Genomic DNA, 21,704 nt, shown 5'->3' with positions numbered 1-21,704 from the left:
GGAGGGGCCTGTGGGTGCTGCGACGGACGGGGCGTGTGGGGGAGGGGTGGAGCTCACGAGCGCCTTCCGGGGTGGTGCGGAACGGTTCGTGGAATCGTATGCACCAAACGGAATGCTGCCGTCCGCCTGTCCGTATGGCGGTCACACGTGCGATCAGAGCGGGGCCAGATCCGCGTAGTACATGTGGTGGTCCGAGTGCTCGCTCGGCCGTACCCGGTGCGCCCGGGGCTCGATGCCGCGCAGAAACACGTAGTCGAACCTGCTCTGCCAGTCGGTCGTCGGCTCGCAGACACCGCCCGCCGAGGGGCCGCACCGGGGATCCGCGTCCGTCGCCAGCGGCCACATCGGGCGGAGCTCGGGCGAGTCCGGCACGGCGTTGAAGTCGCCGAGCACGATCGCCCGGTCGTGGCGGGCGACCTCCTTGGCGAGCACGGGCACCTGACGCGCGCGCACCGCCTCCTGACGCCGTTCGGCGAGATGAGTGTTGAAGACACGGACCGGGCGGCCTGCCACCTCGGTGGTGACCGCCAGGAAACCGCGATCCTCGGAGCCGCCGTCCGGATACTCCACGGTCACGCCGTCCGTCGCCGGCGCCGCGGACAGGATCGCCTGCCCGTAGCCGCCGGCGCGCCAGGGCAGCCCGCCGCAGCGGCTCCAGTTCCGCAGCACCGAGCCGTACGTGACGTGGTAGACGAGCCCGTAGACGTGCTCCAGGTCGTTCTTGATCTGCTCGACGTCCCGGACGCACGCCTCTTGCAGGCCGACGACCTGCGGCGCGTACGTGGCGATGTCGGCGGCGCGGCCGAGGTTCCGCCCCGCGCCGCGGCAGGGGTTGCAGATGTTCCAGGTCATGACCCGGTTCGGCACGATCTCCGTGGCCGCGCCCGCGGGCAGCGGCGCCGCGACGGGGAGGTCGTCGCGCGGCGCGCCGGGACCGATCAGCAACAGACAGACCAGGGCCAGGGCGCCTGCGACCCACCGCGTGTTCCTGCCGAGCACCGCCGCCTCCTCGGACGTGGACGCTCATGCCATCACAGAAGGCGAGCCCCGGTCGAGCCGGTGCGCCTCAGCCCTCGGCGAGGGAGGCCAGGTGTCGCAGCGAGTCGGCCGTCGGGTTCCCGCAGACGAAGACGGCCCGGCGGGGCGGGACTCGTCGGTCGCCGCCCCGCCGGGCCCGCGGAGGACGGGGGCGGCTAACGCACCCCGTAGTAGAGGGAATTGTGTGCTGTGTCCGGAAGGTACAGCACGTCGTTCCCGTCCGAGTCGCGCCGCACCGCCAGCCGGTCCGCGCTCACCCCGGGCGCGACGGACTCCGCCGTCCAGGAGGCGTCCGCCGCCTGCGTCGCGGCGAACACCCGGTCGGTGCCGGACGACTTCACGTAGTAGATCCGCTTGCCGTCCGTCTCGTCCCAGGTGATGCCGACCGCGGCGGTGGTCTGCCCGCCCGCGTACACCGTCTTGCGGAGCCAGCCGGTGCCGCTCGGGTAGGCGTAGAACACGTTGAAGTTGCCGCCGCTGTCGGCCGACCGGTAGCGGTACGCCACCTTGGGGGTGTCACCGTCGAGGGTCAGCTTCGCGCTCTGCACGCTCGCGCCGGTGTACCCGGCGTTGTCGATGCTCCACTCCTCGCCCGTGGTCAGCCCCTGGATGACGTCCGAGGTGTCGGGCGTGGTGGGGAGGGTGACCGCGGCGCCGTCGTGGTCGGCGAACTGGCCGGTCGTCGGGTCGTAGCGCAGGTAGGAGAGCTGGTGGCGCCAGGCCGACGCCGGCGCCTTGGCCCACTCGTACAGCAGGTGCACGCGTCCGGAGGCGTCCACGGTGAGGTCGTCGGGGTAGACGGACCGGTTGAGCGCCGCGCCGAAGGTGGCCACCACGCTCCAGGTGCTCGCGGCGTTGTTCCACCGGTAGAGCTTGCCGTCGCGCTGGGAGCTGCCGCAGCCGACGCGGGCCGCCAGATAGAGGTCGCCGTTGGGTGCCGTGGTCAGCACCGGGTAGGTGATGCCCTGGCCCTGGTCGGGCAGCTCGCTCGCGTGGGCGGTGACGTCCGTGCCGGGCGCCGTGGTGCGGTAGTAGCGCCAGGTGTCGCAGTGCATGGACGTGAAGACGTGCAGCCGTCCGCTGCCGTCGCGCGCCACGGACGGCTGGTTGTGGCCGTTGTCGTCGGCGAACTCGGCCTGCTGCCCGTCGCTGTTCAGCAGCGGCAGCCTGCTCCACACCCCGTCCGGATCGCGGCGGGCGATCGCGGGCCGGTGCGTCGCGGCGGTCGTGCCGGGCTCGTTGAACGCGAAGTACGTGTACTGGCCGCGGCCCTTGTACGTGGCGGCCGGGGTCCACCAGGCGGCCTGGTTCGACGAGTCCATCGCGTACGGGACCTTCTCGACCGTCGCCGCCGTCGTAGTCGCCGCGCTGTCGGCGCTCGCGGCCGATACGGGCATCAGCAGGGCGGCGACGGCGGCCGTGGCGGCCGCGTACGTGCGGACCGTGGGTCGTCTCATGGTGAACTCCTTCGCGGGTGCGGTGAGGTGCCGAACAGGAGTGGCCCGGAGGCCTGGTCGGAGGGGGTGTACGAGGCCCTGCGGACAGCGAAGGGCCCGGTGACGGCCGTGCGACGTTCACCGGGCCCTGGCGCGTGCCGGGTCAGCGCGTGACGGGGTCGGCGCCGGATGAGGGCAGCGCCTGACGAGGTCAGCGCTTGATGAGGTCGGAGACCTCCTCGCCGGCCTGCTTCATCGCGTCCTTCGGCTTCGACTTGCCGACGAGGACGGCCTGGACCTGCTTGGCCACGGCCTCCTCGATCTGGGCGTTCTGCGCGAACTGCCAGAACGGGCTGCCCGTCGCCGTCTTGGTGATCTTCTCGGTCCACTCGGTGGTGAACGTGTCCTTGGCGACCTTCGGGTCGGCCAGGCCCGCCGTGGTCGACGGCGGCAGGGCGCGCTCGACGAAGTACTGGGCGATCGTCTCGGGGTCGGTGGTGGCGTGCAGCGCGAAGTCCGTCGCCGCGTCCTGGCCCTTGCCCTTGACGATCGCGATCACGCCGCCCCACAGCAGCGCCTGCGGGGTGTCGCCGGCCTTCAGGACCGGGCGCGGCACCGGCTGCATCGCGTCGGCGAGCGTCTTGTCCTTCGACTGGGCGGAGGTGACCCCCTTGCCGATGATCGCGTCGTCGTAGAAGGCCGCCTTGCCCTGGCTGAACAGGGCGCGCGCGTCGAAGCGGTCCACGTCGGCGGCGATCAGCTTCGCGTCGTGCAGCTTCTTGTACCAGGTCACCGCGTCGATCGAGGCGTCGTCACCGATGGTCACCTTCTCCCCGTCGAGGAGCTTGCAGCCGAAGGTCTGCATCCACGGGAAGATGTCCTTGAGCTGCGCGACCTTGGTCGCCGCCGCGTAGGGCACGACCCCGCCGCCCAGGCCCTTCAGCTCGCGCAGCGCGTCCTCGAACTCCTCGACGGTGGTGGGCTGCTTGTCGATGCCCGCCTTCTTCAGCAGCTTGCTGTTGGCTATCAGACCGATCGAGCCGGTGTTCCACGGCAGGCCGTACTGCTTGCCGTCGTACTTGCCGCTGTTCAGCGCCACATCGGTGTAGCCGCCCTTGCCCGCGACCGAGCCGAGGTCCGCGAGCTTGCCCATCTGCGCCACCGCGGCGAGCCAGGCGATGTCCAGGTGCACCGCGCCGGTGGTCTCCCCGCCGCCGAGCTTCAGGGTGAGCTGGCTCAGATACTCGTTGTACGGGTACGAGACCGCGCGGATCTTCGACTTCTGCTCCGTCTCCCACGCCTTGATGATCTTCTCGATCGACGGCTTGGCGGCTTCCTCGTTGAGCGACCAGGAGGTGAAGTCGAAGTTCTTCGACTTCGTGTCGCCGCCGTTGGTGGAGGTGCTGGCGCCGGACGGCGCGCAGGCGCCGAGCACGCCCGCGCCGGCCACACCGAGCGCTCCGATGCCGAACATGCGCAGGGCGCCGCGCCGGCTGATGCCATTGGTGGTCATGGTGTCTCCATGGGGGAGTGGAACGGAAGGGAAGTGTGGGGGCGCGTGCGGGCAGGGCCCGCGCGGGTTCAGCTGAGGTTCGGGAGGCCGCGGGCGGTTACTTGACCGAGCCCGCGGTCATGCCGCCGACCAGGTAGCGCTGGAGGAACATGAAGGCGACGACCACCGGGACGGACACGACCAGGGAGGCGGCCATCAGCTCGGGCCACGCCGTCTGGAACTCGCCGATGTAGGTGGAGACCAGGCCGGGCGGCAGCGTCTGCTTCTCCTTGTCGGCGAGGGTCACCGCGAAGATGAAGTCGTTCCAGCCGCGGACGAAGGCGAACAGGCCCGCGGCGATCATGCCGGGCGCGGCCAGCGGCGCCACGATGGAGTGCAGGGTGCGCCAGCGCGAGGCGCCGTCGATGGAGGCCGCTTCGAGCAGGGCGTCCGGGATGGTGTCGAAGATGCCCTTCAGCATCCACACGCACAGCGGCATCGTGAACGTCGTGAACGACAGCACCAGCGCGGTGTACGTGTTGAGCAGGCCGAAGCTGGAGAAGACGGCGTACAGCGTCACCAGCAGGAGCGCCTGCGGGAACATCTGCGAGGCCAGCACCATGTGCATCAGCGAGCGGCGGCCGCGGTAGCGGAACTTCGAGAACGAGTAGCCCATGTACGTGGCGACGACCACGCTCAGGACGGCCGTGATGGTGGCGACGATCATGGAGTTGACCAGGTACTTGATCAACTGGTCGTTCTCGGCGAGGGCGGTGAAGTTGCTCAGCGTCAGATCGGTCGGGATCAGCTTCGGCGGGAACTGGAACGTCGACTCGGGGGTGCTGAGCGCGGTGGCGAGCAGCCAGTACACCGGCAGCAGGCCGAAGCAGCCGATGACGACGACCGCGGTCCAGGCGGCGATCCGCGAGCGCAGCACGTCCTTGCGGATCCGGCGGCGCGAGGTCTGCCCCGTGGTGGCGGAGGGCGTGCGCGCCGCGCCGGACAGCTGGTCGGTGCCGGTCAGCTGGGAGGAGGTCATGGGGGTCGTGGTGGTCATCGGGCGTCGCCCTTCCGCTCGGTGATCCTGAGGTAGACGACGACGAGCACGAGCAGGAGCAGCATCCACAGCCCGCCCAGCGCGGTCGCGCGGCCGATGTCGAAGCCCTTGAAGGCGGTCTGGTACACGGCGGTCGCGAAGGTCTCGGTGGACCCGGCGGGGCCGCCGCCCGTGAGCACGTAGATGGTGTCGAAGTGCTGGAAGTTCCAGATGAACTCCAGGAGCAGCACGATCGAGGCCACCCCGCGCACCTGCGGCCAGGTGACGTTGAAGAAGCGGCGGATCGAGCCGGCGCCGTCCATCGAGGCCGCCTCGTGCAGCTCCTTGGGCACGGTCTGCAGACCGGCGAGCAGCATCACCATCATCCAGGGGAAGCTCGCCCAGGTCTTGGTGATGATCACGGCGAGCATGGCGGTGCCGGGCTGGCCCAGCCAGGAGACCGAGTCCTCGATGAGGCCGGCCTTCATGAGGACGCCGTTCAGGACGCCGTAGTTGGCGTTGAAGATCCACATCCAGAGGAAGGAGACCACGACGCCCGGGATCACCCAGGGGAAGAGGAACAGCCCGCGCATGAAGCCGCTGCCCTTGAGGCCCGTGTTGAGGGCGAGGGCGAGGGCGAAGCCGATCACGAAGGGGACGATCGTCGCGCCGACGGTGAAGATCAGCGTCTGCTTGAGGATGGTGAGGAAGTCGCCGTCCAGCCAGTACGTGAAGTTCTCCAGGCCGACGAACTCACGGCCCGGCAGCCGCAGGTCCTGCTTGAAGAAACCGGTGAAAAGGGCCGATATCAGCGGGTAGATGATGATCGCCGCGAAGAGGGCGAGTCCCGGTGCGGTGAGCAGGAGGGCGAACGCGCCGTTGGAGAGCCGTCCGCCGGTCCGCTCGCGGGGTGGAGCGACCTTCCGGGGAGGTGCGGCCGTACTCATGGGTGTGTCCTCTCGAACGGGGCGGGAGCGCCGGGGCCCTGTGTGAACGCCATCCATGCTCCATTGAACGCAAGTTGCAGCATGCGGGATCGTTCTCCATATGGTGCGACGGCGTCAACCCTTTTGGTCGGTGAATCGCCGGTTCTGTGCAGGACCGGCGAACTCGCCCCACCTGCCATGAACTTACAAAAGCGGCTCGTGCCAGCCGTGTCCGCGGCTGCGTCGGAAACTTACAACGAATCCCACTGGCTGAACAGTGGTTGCACAATATGCATGTGATGTACGTTCGAGGCCGCCCCCGCTCCGGCGGGGAGTGTCTGCGCTTCACATCGCGTCACATCGGCGCACCGTCACACCAGGGAGGCCGCTCCGTGCGGGAAGAAGAGGTCCATTACGACATCGCCGTCATCGGCGGCGGCTTGGCGGGGACCTGCGCGGCCATCGCCGCGGCCCGGCTCGGCCGACGCGTCGCGCTGGTCAACAACCGCCCGGTGCTCGGCGGCAACGCCAGCAGCGAGGTCCGCGTCTGGGTCTGCGGCGCCACCGCACACGGCGTGCACCGGTGGGCGCGCGAGACCGGCATCATGGGCGAGCTGTACACCGAGAACCAGTTCCGCAACCCCGAGGGCAACCCGTACTACTGGGACCAGGTGGTGCTCGACGCCGTCCTCGCCGAGCCCAACATCGACCTGTACCTCAACACCGACGTGCGCGAGGTCGACGCGAGCGGCCCGGACGACGCACGCGAGGTGCACTCCTGCACCGGCTGGATGATGGGCTCCGAACGCCGCATCACCTTCCACGCCCAGCAGTTCCTCGACTGCACCGGCGACGGACTGCTCGGCCACCTCGCCGGTGCCCGCTACCGCATCGGCCGCGAGGCCCGCGCGGAGTTCGACGAGCCGTGGGCCCCCGAGGAGGGCGACGAGGCGCTGCTCGGCTCGACGATCCTGTTCCACACGAAGGACATGGGCCACCCCGTGAAGTTCGTGCCGCCTGCCTACGCCCGGGACCTGACCACCACGCCCATCCTGCGCAACCGCGTCCTGCGCACCGGGGACAACGGCTGCGACTACTGGTGGATCGAGTGGGGCGGCGAGCTGGACACCGTCCACGACAACGAGCGGATCCGGGACGAGCTCCAGGCCGTCATCATGGGCATCTGGGACCACATCAAGAACTCGGGAGAGTTCCCCGACGCCGCGAACCTCACCCTGGAGTGGGTCGGCTCCCTGCCCGGCAAGCGCGAGTACCGCCGCTTCCTCGGCGACTACGTCCTCACCCAGCAGGACATCCTCGAACAGCGGCAGTTCGCCGACCGGATCGCCTTCGGCGGCTGGTCCGTCGACCTCCACCCCGTCCAGGGCATGTACGCCGACGAGCCCGGCGCCCGCCAGCGCTACGCGGACGGCGTCTTCCACATCCCGCTGCGCTCCCTGTACTCGGCGAACGTCACGAACCTGCTGTTCGCCGGGCGGAACATCTCCGCCACCCACATCGCCTTCGGCGCCACCCGGGTCATGGCCACCTGCGCCACGATCGGCGAGGCGGCCGGCACCGCCGCCGCCCTGTGCGTCGCCGAGAGCCTGAGCCCGCGCGACCTGGCCACCAAGCGCCCGGAGCTGGTCCGCCGCGCACTGCTGCGCCAGGACGCCTCCGTCATCGGTCTCGCCGACGACGACCCCGACAACCTGGCCCGCACCGCCCGCGTCAGCGCCGCCGGCCACCTCGCCCGGCTGGCCGCGGAGCCCACCGTCGAAGCGCCCGGCGAGCCGTACCCGCTCACCCGCGACCTGGCGCTGCTGCTGCCCGCCGACCCGGCCCTGGACACCGTCGACCTGCTCGTCCACGGCGCCGCCGACGGCGCCGAGCGCGAGCTGACCGTGGAGCTGTGGGGCACCGGCCGCCCCGAGAACGCCGTCCCCGTCGACCGGCTGCGGACGACCACCGTCACCGTGCCGGCCGACGGCCCGCACTGGGTCACGGCCCGCTTCGACCACCGCCCGCAGACGCCCGAGAACGTCGTCGTCATCGTGCGGGCCGAGCCGGACACGGCGCTCGTCCTCGTGCCCGAGCGCACCGACGGGGTGCTCGCGCTGCGCAGCCGCGTCGAGGGCGACGCCGCCGTCGACCACGACATCCCGGAGGAGGACGGCCAGTTGGTCCTGGAGTGGCAGGCCCGCGGGCTGCGCCGCAGGACCTTCGCGTTCCGGGCGAGCCCGGAGACGGCCGCGTTCCGCCCGGAGCGAGCCGTCGGAGGGTTCCAGCGCGCCTACGGCGGCCCGCAGATGTGGGTCTCCGAGCCGTCGGCCGACGCGGACTGGCTGCGCCTCGAATGGGACCACGAGCAGCGGCTCACCGAGGCGCGGGTGGTCTTCGACGACGACGTCGACGAATACCTCAACAACCTCCACCGGCACCGCACCCCGTTCGAGGTGATGCCCGAACTGGTCCGCGACTACCGCCTCCAGAGCCGCGCCGCCGACGGCACCTGGCACACCCTGCTGACGGTCACCGGCAACCGCCGCCGCCACCGCGTGCACCCGCTCACCGCCGCCGACGGCGGACCCGTGCGCACCGACGCGCTGCGGCTCGTGGTCGACGCGACGCACGGGGCGCGGCGCGCCCACGTGATCGCGTTCAAGGCGTACGGCGCCTAGGAATCACCGAAGGGGGCCCGGTTCCGGTCGATCGACCGGAACCGGGCCCCCTTCGACGTGGGCGCGTTCCTACGGGCTTCAGAGCGCTCCGAGCGCCTGGCTGATGGCGTCGGCGGCCTCGATGACCTCACGGGTCAGGGTCTGCCGCTGCCCGTCGGCCTCGGTGCCGTGGTCGCCGAGCACCGAGGTGGGGCCCCACAGCGAGATGGCGGCGACGACGTCGCCCGACGCGTCGCGGACCGGAGCGGCCAGCGAGGCCCGGCCCAGAGCGCGCTCCTCGGCCTCGGTCGCGTAGCCGGAGCGGCGCACGGAGTCGATCTCGGTGTCCAGCAGATCGTGGCTGGTCGTCGTGTAGTCGGTGTGCGCGGCGAGCGGCTCCGGCAGCAGCCTGCGGCGCTCCTTGGGCGTGAGACCGGTGAGCAGGCACTTGCCGATGCTGGTGGCGTGCAGCGGCGCGGTGTGCCCGGCCTGGGTGTACGACTTGGGGGCGCGGGTGCCCTCGAAGTTGCACAGGAACATCAGCTCGGTCCCGCGGCGGACGGCCACATTGGCCCCGAGGCCGGTGCGGGCGGCGAGGTCCTGGAGGACCATACGGGCCGCGCGGTGCACGGGATGGCGGTTCGCCGCGGTGGTCGCGAGCGGCAGGGTGCCCAGGCTGAGGCGGTACAGATTGCTGACCGGGTCGCGCTCGACCATGTCCAGGCGTTCGAGGGTGGACAGCAGCCGGGACGTGGTGGAGGAGCCGAGGCCGGTCAGTTCGGCGACATCGGACACGCGCAGCTCGGCACGGCCCGAGTCCAGTGCGCGCAACACCGAGACCGCTCGTTCGACGCTCTGGTTCGTCCCGGCGTCGGTCGCCCGAGTAGCCATGACCCTCCTCATTTTGCAAATGGCTTGCACTATCTGCATCAGCATATCGCGTAAGCCTGGTCCGGCGGCGGTTCTTCCAGCTCAAAGCCTGCATGCTGAGGACGGTGTGCGCGCCCGGCTCACAGGCCGTTCACCTTCGCGCTCGCCGACACCTCGTACACCAGCGTGACCGTGCGCCGGCCGCTCGGCGGAAGGGTGATGTCCCAGCGGGCGATGCCCTCGGCGTCGAGGGTGTCCGGGGCGGGTGAGCAGGAGTCCTTGCGGAGGCGGACCTCGACGTCCGACACCTCGGACACCGGTATCCGCTCGCGCACCGCGATCACCCGGTCGCCGGTCTCGCCGGGCGCGGAGAACCGCGACAGGTGCAGCCGCACCGTACGGGTGACGACGGTGCGCTGGGACAGGCCCGCGGTGTTCCGGGACTCCTCGGCCTCTCTCGTCACCCGGTAGGTGTCCGCGCTGCCGAACGCCAGCTCCTGCGCCGCGCCGGGCGCGGTGAAGTCCAGGGTGGCGCGGCCGGTGAAACCGCTGTCGCGGATCAGCTCCACGGGACCGGCGAGCAGCGGGTGGCCGCCGGTGTTGGTGAACCGCACGACCTCGGTGACCAGCGGGGAGAGTTCCGGGGCGCAGACGTACTCGCTGTGCGCGGGCGACGCGGCGCTGGTCAGCGGCACGCGGTGGGCGCGCCCGTCGCCGGGTACCGAGACGGGGGCGGGGGCGCGCAGGACGCGTACCTCCCCGCCGTCGTCCACGCCCGGCGGACCGGGCACCCGCGCCGGGCCGACGTCGCTGATCTCCTCCTCGCGCAGCTCGATCTCCACCGACCGGCGCTCGGCGGCGGACCGGTCGCGCAGGGTGAGCCGGTCCTCGACGAGCCGCGGCGGGCCGGCGGCGAGGGTCGAGCGGGCCGTCGACAGCGTCAGGCGCACATCGGTCCAGTCCTCGCCGGTGCGCTGCCAGACCATCGCGTCGGTGTGCAGCGTCAGCTCTCCGCCGGACGACGTCGCCCGGTAGGCGGGGCGCCACAGGGCGCACGGCGTGAGGTGGGTCAGGCGCAGTTCGGCCGGGCCCGCCGCCGCAGAGCGCACCGTCAGTTCGACGTGAGCGGTCAGCTCGGGCGGCTCCTCCTCCGCGACGGCCAATGTGTCCAGTACGTAGGCCAGTTCGGCGCGCACCGCACTCAGCTGGGTCTCGACAGCGGCGAGTTCGTCCTCGTACGTCGCGCGCTCGGTATCGACCCGGTCCAACTCGGCCGCCCAGCGCTCCGGTTCGGCCTCGCCGAACCCCGCGCCCTCGCCGATCTCCCGCAGCAGATCGGCGGCGAGCCTGCTCAGCAGGTCGAGGCGGGCCCCGAGCCGGTCGCGGCGCTGCTCCAGGGTGCGCTGCTCCTCGTCCAGGGCGTGCCGACGGCGGCGCAGCGGTGAGTCGTCGGCGGTGGGCGGTTCGGGGCTGCGGGGCGTCCAGGCCCGTACCAGGCGGACGTCGAGGACCGTGGCGCCGTCGGGGCCGGCGGTGAGTTCGGCGTGCAGACTGCGGTCGACGGCCGTCGCGGCGACCGGGCCGAGCCGCAACCGCCGTACACCGGCCTCCAGTTGGAGTGCGGCGGTGCGCTCGACGTGCGCGCGGTCCTCCAGGCAGGTCACCGCGGTGACCGGCAGCGGGACCGCCTCCGGTGCCGGGGGCGGGGCGGACTCGGGAGAGGAAGGTGCGGTGGATGCGTTCATGACGGGTCAGCTCCTCCGGTTGCCGCCGGTGAGGGCCTTGGCGGCCGGAATCCGGATCTCGTAGCCGCCGTCGAGCACGGCGGTGCCGCCCGCGGGCACGTCCACCCGCCACAGCCGGGTGCCGGGGACATGCCGCTCGGCCGCGGCGCGGTCGTCCTCGGGAGCCGTCCAGTCGGCCCGCTCCTCGACCCGCACATCGGCCTGCGAGGTGACGGGCACGCGCTCGCGGACCTCCACGGCGACCGGGCGGGACAGCCGGTTGGCCAGCTCCACGTGGATCCGGTGGTCGAGGACGGTGGTCGTGGACCGCAGCCCGGCCGTGGACTCGCGCAGCTCGGTGCGCCGGCTCACCCGGACCGCCTCGGCGGGCCCGAGCCCGATCCGGCCGGTGCCGCCCGGGGCGACGGTGGGCAGCGCGGCCGTCGGCAGCGGCTCACCGTCGGCCGTGACGTCCACGGGCCCGGCGAGCAGCGCCCGGTCGGTGGCGTTGGCGAGCACCAGCGTGGCGTACACCGTCTCCTCGACGGACGGCACGCACAGATACTCGGTGCGCAGCCCGACCGGGAGTTCCGCGACGGTGACGGTGTGCCAGGTGCCGTCCGAGGGGATGTCGGCGGGGCCCTCGGCGTCGTAGCGGTGGTCGAAGGAACCGGCCGACTCGCGCGGCCGCACCGCGCACGCGGGAAGCGGCAGCGCGCCCACCGACTCCGCACGGCGCCGGTACTCGGCGGCCACCGGGTCCGCCGGGGTCCCCGGCGCGAGGAGCCCGCGGGCGCCGCTCGGCGCGTCGGGACCGGCGAGGACCAGGTCGGCGTAGTCGAGTTCGGCGGCGTCCGGCCGGGGCGGCCCGGGCGGCGGAGGCGGTGGCGGCGGAACGGGCATCGCGCTGAGCGGAGCGGGCATCGCGCCGCCGGGAGCCGCGGGCGCCGGGGGAGCGACGCCCGGGGGAGCCGCGGCCGGCGGCGGCAGGGCGCCGGGCGCCTTCGGCGGGCCGGCCGCGCGGGAGCGGGCGGGCCCGGCCGCCACGGGCGCGGCGCCCGCGTACACCGGCGCCTCCGCCGCCCCGGCGCCGCCCCCGACCCACCCGGCCTCCGGTCGGCCGGCGGGGCGCGGCCCCGCCGCGTCGTACCCGGCGAACAGCCCCGCGAGCCCGGCCGGCGGCTCCCGCCAGCCGGAGGGCGCCGGGGCGGGCTGACGGCGGCCGATCCGCAGCGACCGCAGCACCGGCACCCCGGTCGGCCGGTGCAGATCGGCGGTGGACAGGCCGAGGCGGACGCCGGTCCAGTCCTCGCCGGTGCGCTGCGCGACCGAGGCCCGCAGCACGAGCCGGCCACCGGCCTCGTCCTGACGCCGCGTCAACCGGTAGGAGGGCACCCAGACCGCACCCGGCACCCGGTACTCGATCTCGATCTCCACGGGGTCGGCGCCGTCGGCCCTCTCACCGGTCCCGGTCTCCCGCAGACTGAGGTCCGCGGCGACCGTGGTGTGCACGGGAGTCGCCGGAGCGTCGGTGGAGGAACGCGCCAACCGGTCACGGGCGACGGCGAGTTCGTGATCCGCCTGGAGCAACCGTTCTTCCAGGACGGCGAGTTCGGTGTGCAGGACGGTCAGGCGTTCGTCGACGAACCCGGCGAGCCGCAGCCACGCGTCGACGGGGGTGCGCCGGTGCGGGTCCTCGCGGCGGCGCGGCGGCGGGACCGGGCGCAGCGCCGTGACCTCTTCGATCCGGCGCAGCTGCCGGTCCCGGCGGGCCTCGGCGCGGTGCAGCTCGTCGGTCAGCCGCTCGGTCTCGCGGACCAGGTCACGGGGCGCGTCGGCGGTACGGGGCTCGGCCTCGACGGCGAGCCGGGCCCCGGTGACCGCCAGCCCGCGCCCGGCCACGACCTGCGCGCGCAGCGAGAGCGGGTCGAGGACGCGCGGCAGACCCCGTACCCGTACCCGGCCGTCGGCCGGCACGACGCCCCGGGCGAGCCGCCGGCACACCGCGCCGCGCGCGTGCACCACGACCGATGTGAGCTCCGATTCCCAAGGCGCGCAGGGCTGTGCCGCCGCGTCCGTCATCGCGTGTCCCCTCCCGTGCGCCACCGTGCCGGGCGGCGACTCCGGTCGAAGAGTAGCCCGTGGTCAGCGGGCCGGACACGGGATTGCGGACGTGCGGGGCGTTCACTCCGGGGGCAGCACCGCGGCCAGCGCCGTCATCACGGGCGCCCGCCGCACGTCGATGTGCGCGAAGGTGAGCGCCTCGGCGAGGCGCGGCCGTCCCGCCCCGATCGCGTCGCAGATCTGCCGGTGCTCCGCACAGTGCTGCTCGGCCCCGCGCTCGGTCGCGGTGATGCGGAACAGCCAGTGCATCAGGCCGCGCGAGGGCTGGAACGACGACTGGAGCAGGCGGTTGCCCGTCATGGTGATCAGCTCGGCGTGGAAGGCCGTGTTCGCGGCCGCGATGGCCGCCGCGTCGCCGCGCCCGGTCGCCGCCTCGGCCGCGCTCATCACCGCGCGCAGCCCGGCGTGGTCGCCGCCGCGCTCGACGATCTCGGCCGCCCGGCGCGCCGCGAACACCTCCAGGCTCAGCCGGAGATCGAAGAGTTCGTCGACGTCGCGCAGGGTGAGCCGGCGCACCCGCGCGCCCCGGCGCGGCTCCAGGACGACGAGCCCGTCGCCCGCGAGCCGCATCAGGGCCTCGCGCACCGGGACGCGCGAAACCCCCAGGGCTTCGGCGAGTTCACGTTCGCGCAGCCGGGTGCCGGGCCGGTACGTGCCCGCGTGGATGCCGGCCCGGATCAGCTCCTCGGTGCGCTCCACGTGGGAGGCGCCGGGCGGTTCGGACACCTCGGCGAGCGTCACGCGCCCGCCTTCGGCCCGGCCTCGCGGAACGCGGGAAACGTCGGCGGGAAGAGCGCCGCGGTGTCCCGGCGCTCGGTGTCCCGCTCGCTGTAGGCCGCGCGCATCCGCTCGAACAGGACCTGCGCGTCCTGCCGGAGCGCGTCCAGGTCGAGGCCGGGCAGGCCGCCGTCGACCAGTACCGGGCGGCCCGCGACCACGGAGTCCGTCGCCTGCCGCGCGGTCCCGTTGAGCAGGAAGGTGCGCACCGGGTCGTCGAGCACGCCGTCGCGGATGTCGTCCAGGGAGAAGGCGACCAGGTCCGCCTGGGCGCCGGGCGCGATCCGGCCCAGGTCGTCGCGGCCGAGGGCGCGGGCGCCGCCCAGGGTGGCCGCCTCCACGTAGTGCTCGGCGGGCGCCGCGTCCGAGCGGCCGTCGGCGATCTTCGCCAGGTGCACGCCGACGTCCATCCCGCGGATCAGGTCCGGCGGGAACGAGTCGGTGCCCAGGCTCAGGTTCACGCCCGCCTCGCGGTAGGCGCGGAAGGAGTGCAGCATCTCGCCGTAGCGCAGCGAGGTCTGCGGGCAGTGCACGACCGAGATGCCGCTGCGGGCGAGCCGGTCCAGGTCGCCGCGGTCCGCGCCGTGGACGGCCGGGTGCCGGTCGAGGAGCACCGTGTGCGGGATGAGCAGGTTCGGGGCCAACAGGCCGTGCTTGTCGAGGAGTTCGATCGGGGTCAGGCCGTGCCGCCGCTGGATGATGTCGCGCTCGGCCAGGCCCTGGAGCGCGTGCAGGCGGACCAGGACCCCGCGCTCGCGGCCGATGCGGCCCGTCTCGGCGAGCAGGTCCTCGGTGAGGGTCTCGATGCGGCACGGCAGCAGGACACCGGTGAGCAGCGGGTCGCCCAGCGCGTCGAGGTGGTCCAGGAACCGGACGGCGTCACGCAGCCCGGCGACGCCCTCCGCCTCGTCGAAGGCGACCTCGCGGCTGCCGTCCGGCAGGACCACGTTGACGCCCGAGCGGTAGGCGGGGCCGAGATAGCCGCGCAGCCCGATCCGGCGGGAGACCTCCGCCATCGCGACGAGTTCCTCGTACGGCTCGGCCCAGCGGCTGTGCACCTCGGAGGCGATCGGCATGTAGGTGGTGATGCCGTGCAGCGCGAGCTGGGCGAGGGCGTACGTGCGGATGGTCGCCCGCTCCCGCGGCGTGAACACGTCGTGGCGCCGCTGGGCGAAGTAGTCCAGGGACCACTGCAGGCCCGTGGCCCGCGGCCCCGCCCAGGAGTCCAGGACGAGGTGGTCGACGTCGGTGAGCGCGTCGAGGTCGATGAGGCCGGGCAGCACCAGGGACTCGCCCAGGTCGCGCTCCGCGTCGACCGCGCCCTCGTAGCGCGGGCCGACGTAGACCACGCGGTCGTCCTCCCACACCACTTCGCCGTCGCGCAGCAGCGCGTGGCCGCCGTCCTGGTGGGCGAGGATGTGCCGGGCGCGCCAGCGGGTGCGCATAGTGCCTCCTGTGTTTCACGGGCCGTGCGGGGTGCGTCAGTACGTGCGGATGCCGGCGCTGTGCGGCGGTTCCTGATCGTACGAGTTGGTATACCGGCTGGGAAGGGCAGACTGCCCGTCCATCTTCATCAGTGAGACGGATTGCCGAAATGCCCAGTTAAGGGCCCTTCTTGCGGCTCCCGGTATACCAAAATCCGGTCACCTCTTTCGCGCCATCGCTTTCCTGGTATACCGTCCGGCCAACCTTCCCACGAACGCCGAATGGATCACGCGACGTGACGGATTCCCCCGTGCTGCCCGCCCGGCCGCCTTCCGGCGCCGACGCCGGTGGCGAGCCCAACTCCCCCGCCGACCGGCCCGCTTCGGCCGCGCCCGCGGTCGCCGCCCGCTCCCTGCTCGGCACCGCGTGGCTGCGCATCCGGCGCAGCAAGATCGTGCTCGCCGCGCTCGCCGTGGTGGTCCTCATGATCCTCTTCGCCGCGCTGGCCCCGCTGCTCAGCGCGCTGGAGGGCCAGGACCCGTACACCACGCGCACCAGCCCGGACGTCCTCGACGACTACGGCACCCCGGGGCTGCCGCTGCCCTATTACCGCTATCCGTCCGCCGACCACTGGCTCGGCGTCGAACCGGGCCTGGGCCGCGACATCTTCGCCCGCATGGCACACGGCGCCCAGGTCTCCCTGGTCATCGCGCTGCTCGCGACCGCCGTCTCCGTCGTCCTCGGCACGCTGCTCGGCGCCGCCGCCGGCTACTTCGGCGGCAAGGTCGACATGGTGATCAGCCGCGTCATGGACCTCTTCCTGGCCTTCCCGCACCTGCTGCTCGTGCTGTCCCTGACGCCGATCCTCCAGTCCCGGCTCGGCGACACCGCGCTGGGGGAGGGGAGCCTGCTGCCGATCGCCTCGCTCGTGATCATTCTCGGCTTCTTCGGCTGGGCCTATCTCGCCCGCGTCGTCCGCGGCCAGGTGCTGTCCATCAGGGAGCAGGAGTTCGTCGAGGCGGCCCGCGCCTACGGAGCCTCGCACCGCTCGATCGTCGTCAAGCAGATCGTCCCCAACGTGATGGGCGTCGTCCTCGTCTACGCCACGATGATGATCCCCACGAACATCACCGCCGAGGCCGCGCTGTCCTTCCTCGGCGTCGGCGTCAAGGACCCCACCCCCTCCTGGGGGCAGATGCTCAACGCCGCCCAGGCCGGCAACTGGTACCTGACCGACCCCTGGTTCCTCGCCGTCCCCGCCGGCGCCCTCGTCCTCACGGTGCTGGCCTTCAACCTGCTCGGCGACGCCGTCCGCGACGCCCTCGACCCCAAGTCCTCCCGTGGCTGACCGAAGTCCACGCACGCCACGAATCCCAGGAGCAGCAGTGAATCGACGCACCGTGGCGGCGCTCGCCCTGACGGTGAGCGCCGGGCTGACCCTCACCGCCTGCGGCGGCCCGAAGCCCGCGCCCGGCTCGGGGTCCAACGCCCCCGCCGACGCCTTCGAGGCCGTCAAGGTCGGCGAGGGCGACACGACCAGGGGCGGCAACGTCAACGTCCTGATGTCCACCGACTTCCAGACCCTCGACCCGGGCAACAGCAACTACGTCCAGACGGCCAACGTCGGGCAGCTCTACTACCGCACCCTCACCATGGCCAAGGAGGAGGCGGGCAAGCCCCCGACGATCGTGCCCGACCTCGCCACCGACCTCGGCAAGGTCTCCAAGGACGGCCTGACCTGGACGTACACCCTGAAGAAGGGGCTGAAGTTCGAGGACGGATCGCCGATCACCGCCAAGGACGTCAAGTACGGCGTCGAGCGGACCTACGCCCGCGACGTCTACACCCAGGCGCCGCAGGAACTGAACTCCGCCCTGTCGGACGACGGTTACAAGGGCCCGTACGCCAAGGGCTCCGCCGGCGACTTCAAGGGCATCGAGACCCCCGACGCCCGTACGGTCGTCTTCAAGCTGAAGCAGCCCTTCGCGGAGTTCCCCGCACTGGTCTCGCGCTCCAACACCGCGCCCGTGCCCCGGGCGAAGGACACCAAGCTCGACTACACCAACCACCCGGTGTCCACCGGCCCGTACAAGATCAAGCGCTACGACCGCGGCCGCTCCCTGCAGCTCGTCCGCAACCCGCAGTGGGACGCGGCGACCGACCCGAACCGCACCGCGCTGCCGGACACCTTCACCTTCAGCCTCTCCACCGCCCAGTCGACCATCAGCCAGCAGCTGCTCGCCGACTCCGACCCGACGGCCCTCACGCTCGACAGCGCGGGCGGCCTCCAGGCGTCCGACGCGGCGAAGCTCGACACGGCGGACGTCGCGCGGCGCACCGCGTCGGGGCTCATCGGCTGCACCGACGTCCTCGACTTCAACACCGAGTCCATCAAGGACCCGGTCGTGCGCAAGGCCATCGCCGTCGCCATCGACCGCAAGGCCATCCACCTCCAGTACGGCGGCGCCCGCTTCGGCAAGCTCACGCAGTCGTACATCAACGCCGACCAGCGCGGTTACGTCACCCAGCACACCGACCTCGACCCCGCGGGCCAGCCCAAGGTGGAAGAGGCCAAGAAGCTGCTCAAGGGACGTGACTACCCGAAGAAGCTGGTCTACGGATACGCCGACGCGACGCCCCGCTACAAGAACATGGGCACCTCGCTCCAGCAGAACCTGAAGCAGATCGGCATCGACCTCGAACTGCGCGCCATCCCCGCCGCGAACTACTACACGACGCTCGCCGGGAAGAACATGCCGGACATCGCCCGCAGCGGCTGGTGCGGCGGCGCCGACAGCGGCTCGGTGCGCACCACCGTCGACCCGAACCTCGGCCCGAGCGTCGACGGCAAGAGCTTCGGCTTCTCCAACATCCCCCGCTACCACGACCCGGAGATCGCCCGCGCCATGTACGCCCTGCGCGGCGAGAACGGCACGAGCGAGAAGCTCGGCCGCAAGTGGGCCACGCTCTTCGACCGCGGCATGCAGGACTACCCGCTCGTCCCGCTGATCAGAAGCGTCACCCGCAGCGTCGTCGGATCCCGGATCCGCAACGCGCAAGTCGGTTACTTCTTCGGCTCCATCGACCTGTCGACCGTCTCGGTCACATCCAAGAAGGGGTGACCATGGCCGCCTTTCTGCTCCGGCGCCTCGGCGCCACCGTCGTCCTGCTGATCGTCATCAGCTTCGTCACCTTCACCCTCTTCCAGTTCGGGCCCGCCGATCCGGCCGCCGCGGCCTGCGGGCAGGAGTGCACGCCCGAGCGCGTGGCCGAGGCGCGCGTCGCCCTCGGCATGGACAAGCCGTTCTTCACCCAGTACCTGACCTACATGTCCGGCCTGTTCCACGGGCGGACGGTCGGCGCCGCCGGTGCGCAGTCGCTGTGCGAATGGCCCTGCTTCGGCAAGTCGTTCCAGACGAACGAGGACGTCACCGCCGTCCTCGAACGCGCCCTGCCCTACACGGTGTCCGTCGCCGTCGGCGCGATCGTGCTGTGGACGGTCGTCGGCGTCACCCTCGGCACGCTCGCCGCGCTGCGCAAGAACAAGCTCGTCGACAAGCTGATCGTGGGCGGCGCCTCGATCGGTGTCTCGCTGCCGATCCCCGTCACCGGACTGCTCCTGCTGCTCGTCTTCGTCTCGACGTTCGACCTGCTGCCGTTCACCACCAACGCCATCACCTCGCCCTTCGGACCGGCCGGGTTCGGCGGCTGGTTCCAGAACTACCTGCTGCCGTGGGTCGCGCTCGCCGTGCTGTTCAGCGCCCAGTACATCCGCGTCACCCGCAGCTCCATGCTGGAGACGTTCGGCGAGGACTTCATGCGCACCGCCCGCGCCAAGGGCCTGTCCAGGACGGTGATGGTCGTCCGGCACGGCGCGCGCGCCGGACTCACCCCCGTCGTCACCATGCTGGGCCTCGACATCGGCCTGCTGCTCGGCGGCGCCGTCCTCACCGAGCAGATCTTCTCCGTCCCCGGCGTCGGCTTCACCGCCGTCCGCGCCGCGCAGGCCGGCGATCTGCCCGTGACCATGGCGATCACCCTGCTCGCCGCCTTCTTCATCATCGTCGCCAATGTCGTCGTCGACGCCGTCTACGCCGTCATCGACCCGCGAGTGAGGGCCGCCTGATGACCACCGCCACCGACCAACCCCTGCTGCGCATCCGCGACCTGCACGTCACCTTCCCGACCGACGACGGGCTCGTGCACGCCGTCAACGGCATGGACCTCACCCTGAACCGGGGCGAGACCCTCGGCATCGTCGGCGAGTCCGGCTCCGGCAAGACCGTCACCAGCCAGGCGCTGATGGGCCTGCTCAAGGAGACCCGCGCCCAGGTCACCGGCGAGATCCTGCTCGACGGCACCGACCTCAACACCCTGTCCGAGGACCGGATGCGGGCCTGGCGCGGCAAGAAGATCGCCATGATCTTCCAGGACCCGCTCTCCGCGATGCACCCCTTCCACACCGTCGGCGCCCAGATCGCCGAGGCCTACCGGGTCCACAACCAGGTGTCGAAGAAGGCCGCGTTCGACGTCGCCGTCGACATGCTGGGCCGCGTCGGCATCCCCGACCCCAGGCGGCGCGCCCGCGCCTTCCCGCACGAGTTCTCCGGCGGCATGCGCCAGCGCGCCATGATCGCCATGGCGCTGGTCTGCGAACCCGAACTCCTCATCGCCGACGAGCCGACCACCGCCCTCGACGTCACCGTCCAGGCACAGATCCTCGACCTGCTCGGCGAACTCCAGCAGGAGACCGGCACCGCCGTCGTCCTCGTCACCCACGACCTCGGCGTCGTCGCCGAGGTCTGCCACCACGTCGCCGTGATGTACGGCGGACAGTGCGTGGAGCGGGGCAGCGTGCGCGAACTCTTCCGGGACCCGCGCCACCCCTACACCCAGGGCCTGCTCGCCTCCATGCCCACCCTCGGCGACGACAGCGAACGGCTGCGCCCCATCCCGGGGTTCCCGCCCTCGCTGCTCGCCCTCCCCGGGGGCTGCCTCTTCGCCGAACGCTGCCCGCAGACCCATCGCGTGCCCGACGGCCGGTGCCACGCCGAGCGCCCCGCGTTCCTCGCCGCCGCCACCGCCGACCACCCCTCCCGGTGCCACCTGGAGACCCTCACCGACACCGCGGAGGCCGTGCGATGACCACCACCGAACAGCCGCCGCTCCTGGAGGCGCGGGGACTGACCAAGCACTTCCGCGGGCGCGGCGGCCTGCTGGGCCGGGGCGGCGCCCTGGTCAAAGCCGTCGACGGCGTCAGCTTCTCCGTCGGCGCCGGGCAGACCCTCGGCATCGTCGGCGAGTCGGGCTGCGGCAAGTCCACCACCGGCCGGCTGCTGATGCGCCTGCTGGAGCCGACCTCCGGCACCGTCCTGCTCGACGGCCGCGACGTCGGCTCGCTGAACCGGGCCGAGGCACAGGAGTACCGGCGCCAGGTGCAGATGGTCTTCCAGAACCCGTCCTCGTCCCTCAACCCCCGGCAGACCGTGGGCGCCGCGATCGCCGCGCCGCTGCACGCCCAGGGGATGAATCCGCCCGGCGGCGTCAAGACGCGCGTACGGGAACTGATGGACCGGGTGGGCCTGCGCCCCGACCACTACAACCGGTTCCCGCACGAGTTCTCCGGCGGCCAGAAGCAGCGCGTCGGCATCGCCCGCGCGCTCGCCCTCGAACCCCGCCTGATCATCTGCGACGAGCCGGTCTCGGCCCTCGACGTCTCCGTCCAGGCCCAGGTCGTCAACCTCCTCCAGGACATCCAGGCCGACACGGGCGTCTCGTACCTCTTCATCGCCCACGACCTGTCCGTCGTACGGCACTTCGCCGACCGCGTCGCCGTCATGTACCTCGGAAAGATCATGGAGAGCGGGGACACCCGGGACGTCTTCGACCACCCCCGCCACCCCTACACCCGCGCCCTGCTCTCCGCCGTCCCCCAGCCCGACCCGGACGCCGACCGGGGCCGCAGGATCCGCCTCTCCGGCGACCTGCCCACCCCGGCGAACCCCCCGTCCGGCTGTGTGTTCCGCACGCGGTGCCCGCTGCGCCCCACCCTGGGCGAGGCCGAGCAGGCGCGCTGCGCGGGGGAGACCCCGCCGCTGCCGGACGGCGACGGACCCGCCTGCCACTTCGCGGAGCGGGCCGTCCCGGCCCACTGACCCGATCCCGACCCCGTCAACACATCACCGAAGTAAGGAAG

General features: G+C 72.1%; 16 protein-coding genes. 6 read left to right on the top strand and 10 right to left on the bottom strand.

Annotated features, from left to right (window positions below; translation table 11 throughout):
* Window positions 1-153 precede the first annotated feature (153 nt).
* The 5 genes from ABII15_RS04110 to ABII15_RS04090 all read right to left on the bottom strand — a co-directional run bounded on the left by ABII15_RS04110 (window position 154) and on the right by ABII15_RS04090 (window position 5,949).
* Entirely contained in the window at window positions 154-999 is an 846-nt protein-coding gene (locus ABII15_RS04110; RefSeq protein ID WP_353940888.1) for an endonuclease/exonuclease/phosphatase family protein, read from the bottom strand.
* A 194-nt stretch (window positions 1,000-1,193) separates the two neighbouring features.
* Entirely contained in the window at window positions 1,194-2,495 is a 1,302-nt protein-coding gene (locus ABII15_RS04105; RefSeq protein ID WP_353940887.1) for a BNR-4 repeat-containing protein, read from the bottom strand.
* A 190-nt stretch (window positions 2,496-2,685) separates the two neighbouring features.
* Window positions 2,686-3,987, bottom strand: coding sequence for an extracellular solute-binding protein (locus ABII15_RS04100; protein WP_353940886.1), 1,302 nt, complete (start codon window positions 3,985-3,987; stop codon window positions 2,686-2,688).
* Between the two features lie 97 nt (window positions 3,988-4,084).
* Window positions 4,085-5,023 carry a carbohydrate ABC transporter permease gene (locus ABII15_RS04095; RefSeq protein ID WP_353940885.1) on the bottom strand — a complete coding sequence of 313 codons (939 nt, stop codon included), beginning with the start codon at window positions 5,021-5,023 and terminating at the stop codon, window positions 4,085-4,087.
* Window positions 5,020-5,949 (bottom strand): sugar ABC transporter permease, encoded by a 930-nt coding sequence (locus tag ABII15_RS04090; protein WP_353940884.1) that lies wholly within the window; start codon window positions 5,947-5,949, stop codon window positions 5,020-5,022. Before ABII15_RS04090 ends, ABII15_RS04095 begins: the two co-directional genes overlap by 4 nt.
* Window positions 5,950-6,320: 371 nt before the next feature.
* On the opposite strand from ABII15_RS04090, the gene ABII15_RS04085 reads away from it, so the two are divergent.
* Window positions 6,321-8,609 (top strand): FAD-dependent oxidoreductase, encoded by a 2,289-nt coding sequence (locus tag ABII15_RS04085; RefSeq protein ID WP_353940883.1) that lies wholly within the window; start codon window positions 6,321-6,323, stop codon window positions 8,607-8,609.
* 78 nt (window positions 8,610-8,687) lie between these two features.
* Here ABII15_RS04085 and ABII15_RS04080 read toward each other — a convergent pair whose 3' ends face one another.
* The 5 genes from ABII15_RS04080 to ABII15_RS04060 form a co-directional block, all read right to left on the bottom strand.
* Window positions 8,688-9,479 (bottom strand): IclR family transcriptional regulator, encoded by a 792-nt coding sequence (locus ABII15_RS04080; protein ID WP_353940882.1) that lies wholly within the window; start codon window positions 9,477-9,479, stop codon window positions 8,688-8,690.
* A gap of 119 nt (window positions 9,480-9,598) precedes the next feature.
* Window positions 9,599-11,203 (bottom strand): mucoidy inhibitor MuiA family protein, encoded by a 1,605-nt coding sequence (locus ABII15_RS04075; RefSeq protein WP_353940881.1) that lies wholly within the window; start codon window positions 11,201-11,203, stop codon window positions 9,599-9,601.
* A gap of 6 nt (window positions 11,204-11,209) precedes the next feature.
* Window positions 11,210-13,264 (bottom strand): DUF4139 domain-containing protein, encoded by a 2,055-nt coding sequence (locus tag ABII15_RS04070; protein WP_353940880.1) that lies wholly within the window; start codon window positions 13,262-13,264, stop codon window positions 11,210-11,212.
* Window positions 13,265-13,366: 102 nt separating this feature from the next.
* Complete coding sequence (locus ABII15_RS04065) at window positions 13,367-14,047, bottom strand: GntR family transcriptional regulator (RefSeq protein WP_353940879.1); 681 nt, start codon at window positions 14,045-14,047, stop codon at window positions 13,367-13,369.
* The gene (locus ABII15_RS04060) at window positions 14,044-15,528 is read right to left on the bottom strand and encodes a chlorohydrolase family protein (protein WP_353940878.1); all 1,485 of its coding nucleotides are present in this window, start codon (window positions 15,526-15,528) and stop codon (window positions 14,044-14,046) included. Before ABII15_RS04060 ends, ABII15_RS04065 begins: the two co-directional genes overlap by 4 nt.
* Window positions 15,529-15,803: 275 nt before the next feature.
* On the opposite strand from ABII15_RS04060, the gene ABII15_RS04055 reads away from it, so the two are divergent.
* Genes ABII15_RS04055 through ABII15_RS04035 form a run of 5 tightly spaced genes read left to right on the top strand, consistent with a single transcriptional unit; the run spans window position 15,804 to window position 21,663 of the window.
* Window positions 15,804-16,856 (top strand): ABC transporter permease, encoded by a 1,053-nt coding sequence (locus ABII15_RS04055; RefSeq protein WP_353940877.1) that lies wholly within the window; start codon window positions 15,804-15,806, stop codon window positions 16,854-16,856.
* Between the two features lie 37 nt (window positions 16,857-16,893).
* A complete protein-coding gene (locus ABII15_RS04050; protein WP_353940876.1) occupies window positions 16,894-18,630 on the top strand; it encodes an ABC transporter substrate-binding protein in 1,737 nt (578 codons plus the stop codon).
* Between the two features lie 2 nt (window positions 18,631-18,632).
* A complete protein-coding gene (locus ABII15_RS04045) occupies window positions 18,633-19,634 on the top strand; it encodes an ABC transporter permease (RefSeq protein WP_353940875.1) in 1,002 nt (333 codons plus the stop codon).
* The gene (locus ABII15_RS04040; RefSeq protein ID WP_353940874.1) at window positions 19,634-20,653 is read left to right on the top strand and encodes an ABC transporter ATP-binding protein; all 1,020 of its coding nucleotides are present in this window, start codon (window positions 19,634-19,636) and stop codon (window positions 20,651-20,653) included. The genes ABII15_RS04045 and ABII15_RS04040 overlap by 1 nt, the downstream gene beginning before the upstream one ends.
* Window positions 20,650-21,663, top strand: a complete 1,014-nt coding sequence (locus tag ABII15_RS04035; protein WP_353940873.1) for an oligopeptide/dipeptide ABC transporter ATP-binding protein — start codon at window positions 20,650-20,652, stop codon at window positions 21,661-21,663. Before ABII15_RS04040 ends, ABII15_RS04035 begins: the two co-directional genes overlap by 4 nt.
* Window positions 21,664-21,704 lie beyond the last annotated feature (41 nt).

Origin of the sequence: Streptomyces sp. HUAS MG91 (genome assembly GCF_040529335.1) — a bacterium.
Lineage (GTDB): Bacteria > Actinomycetota > Actinomycetes > Streptomycetales > Streptomycetaceae > Streptomyces > Streptomyces tabacisoli.
The sequence above is the reverse complement of the archived record's forward strand: the minus strand, read 5'-3'. Positions and strand labels throughout refer to the sequence as shown.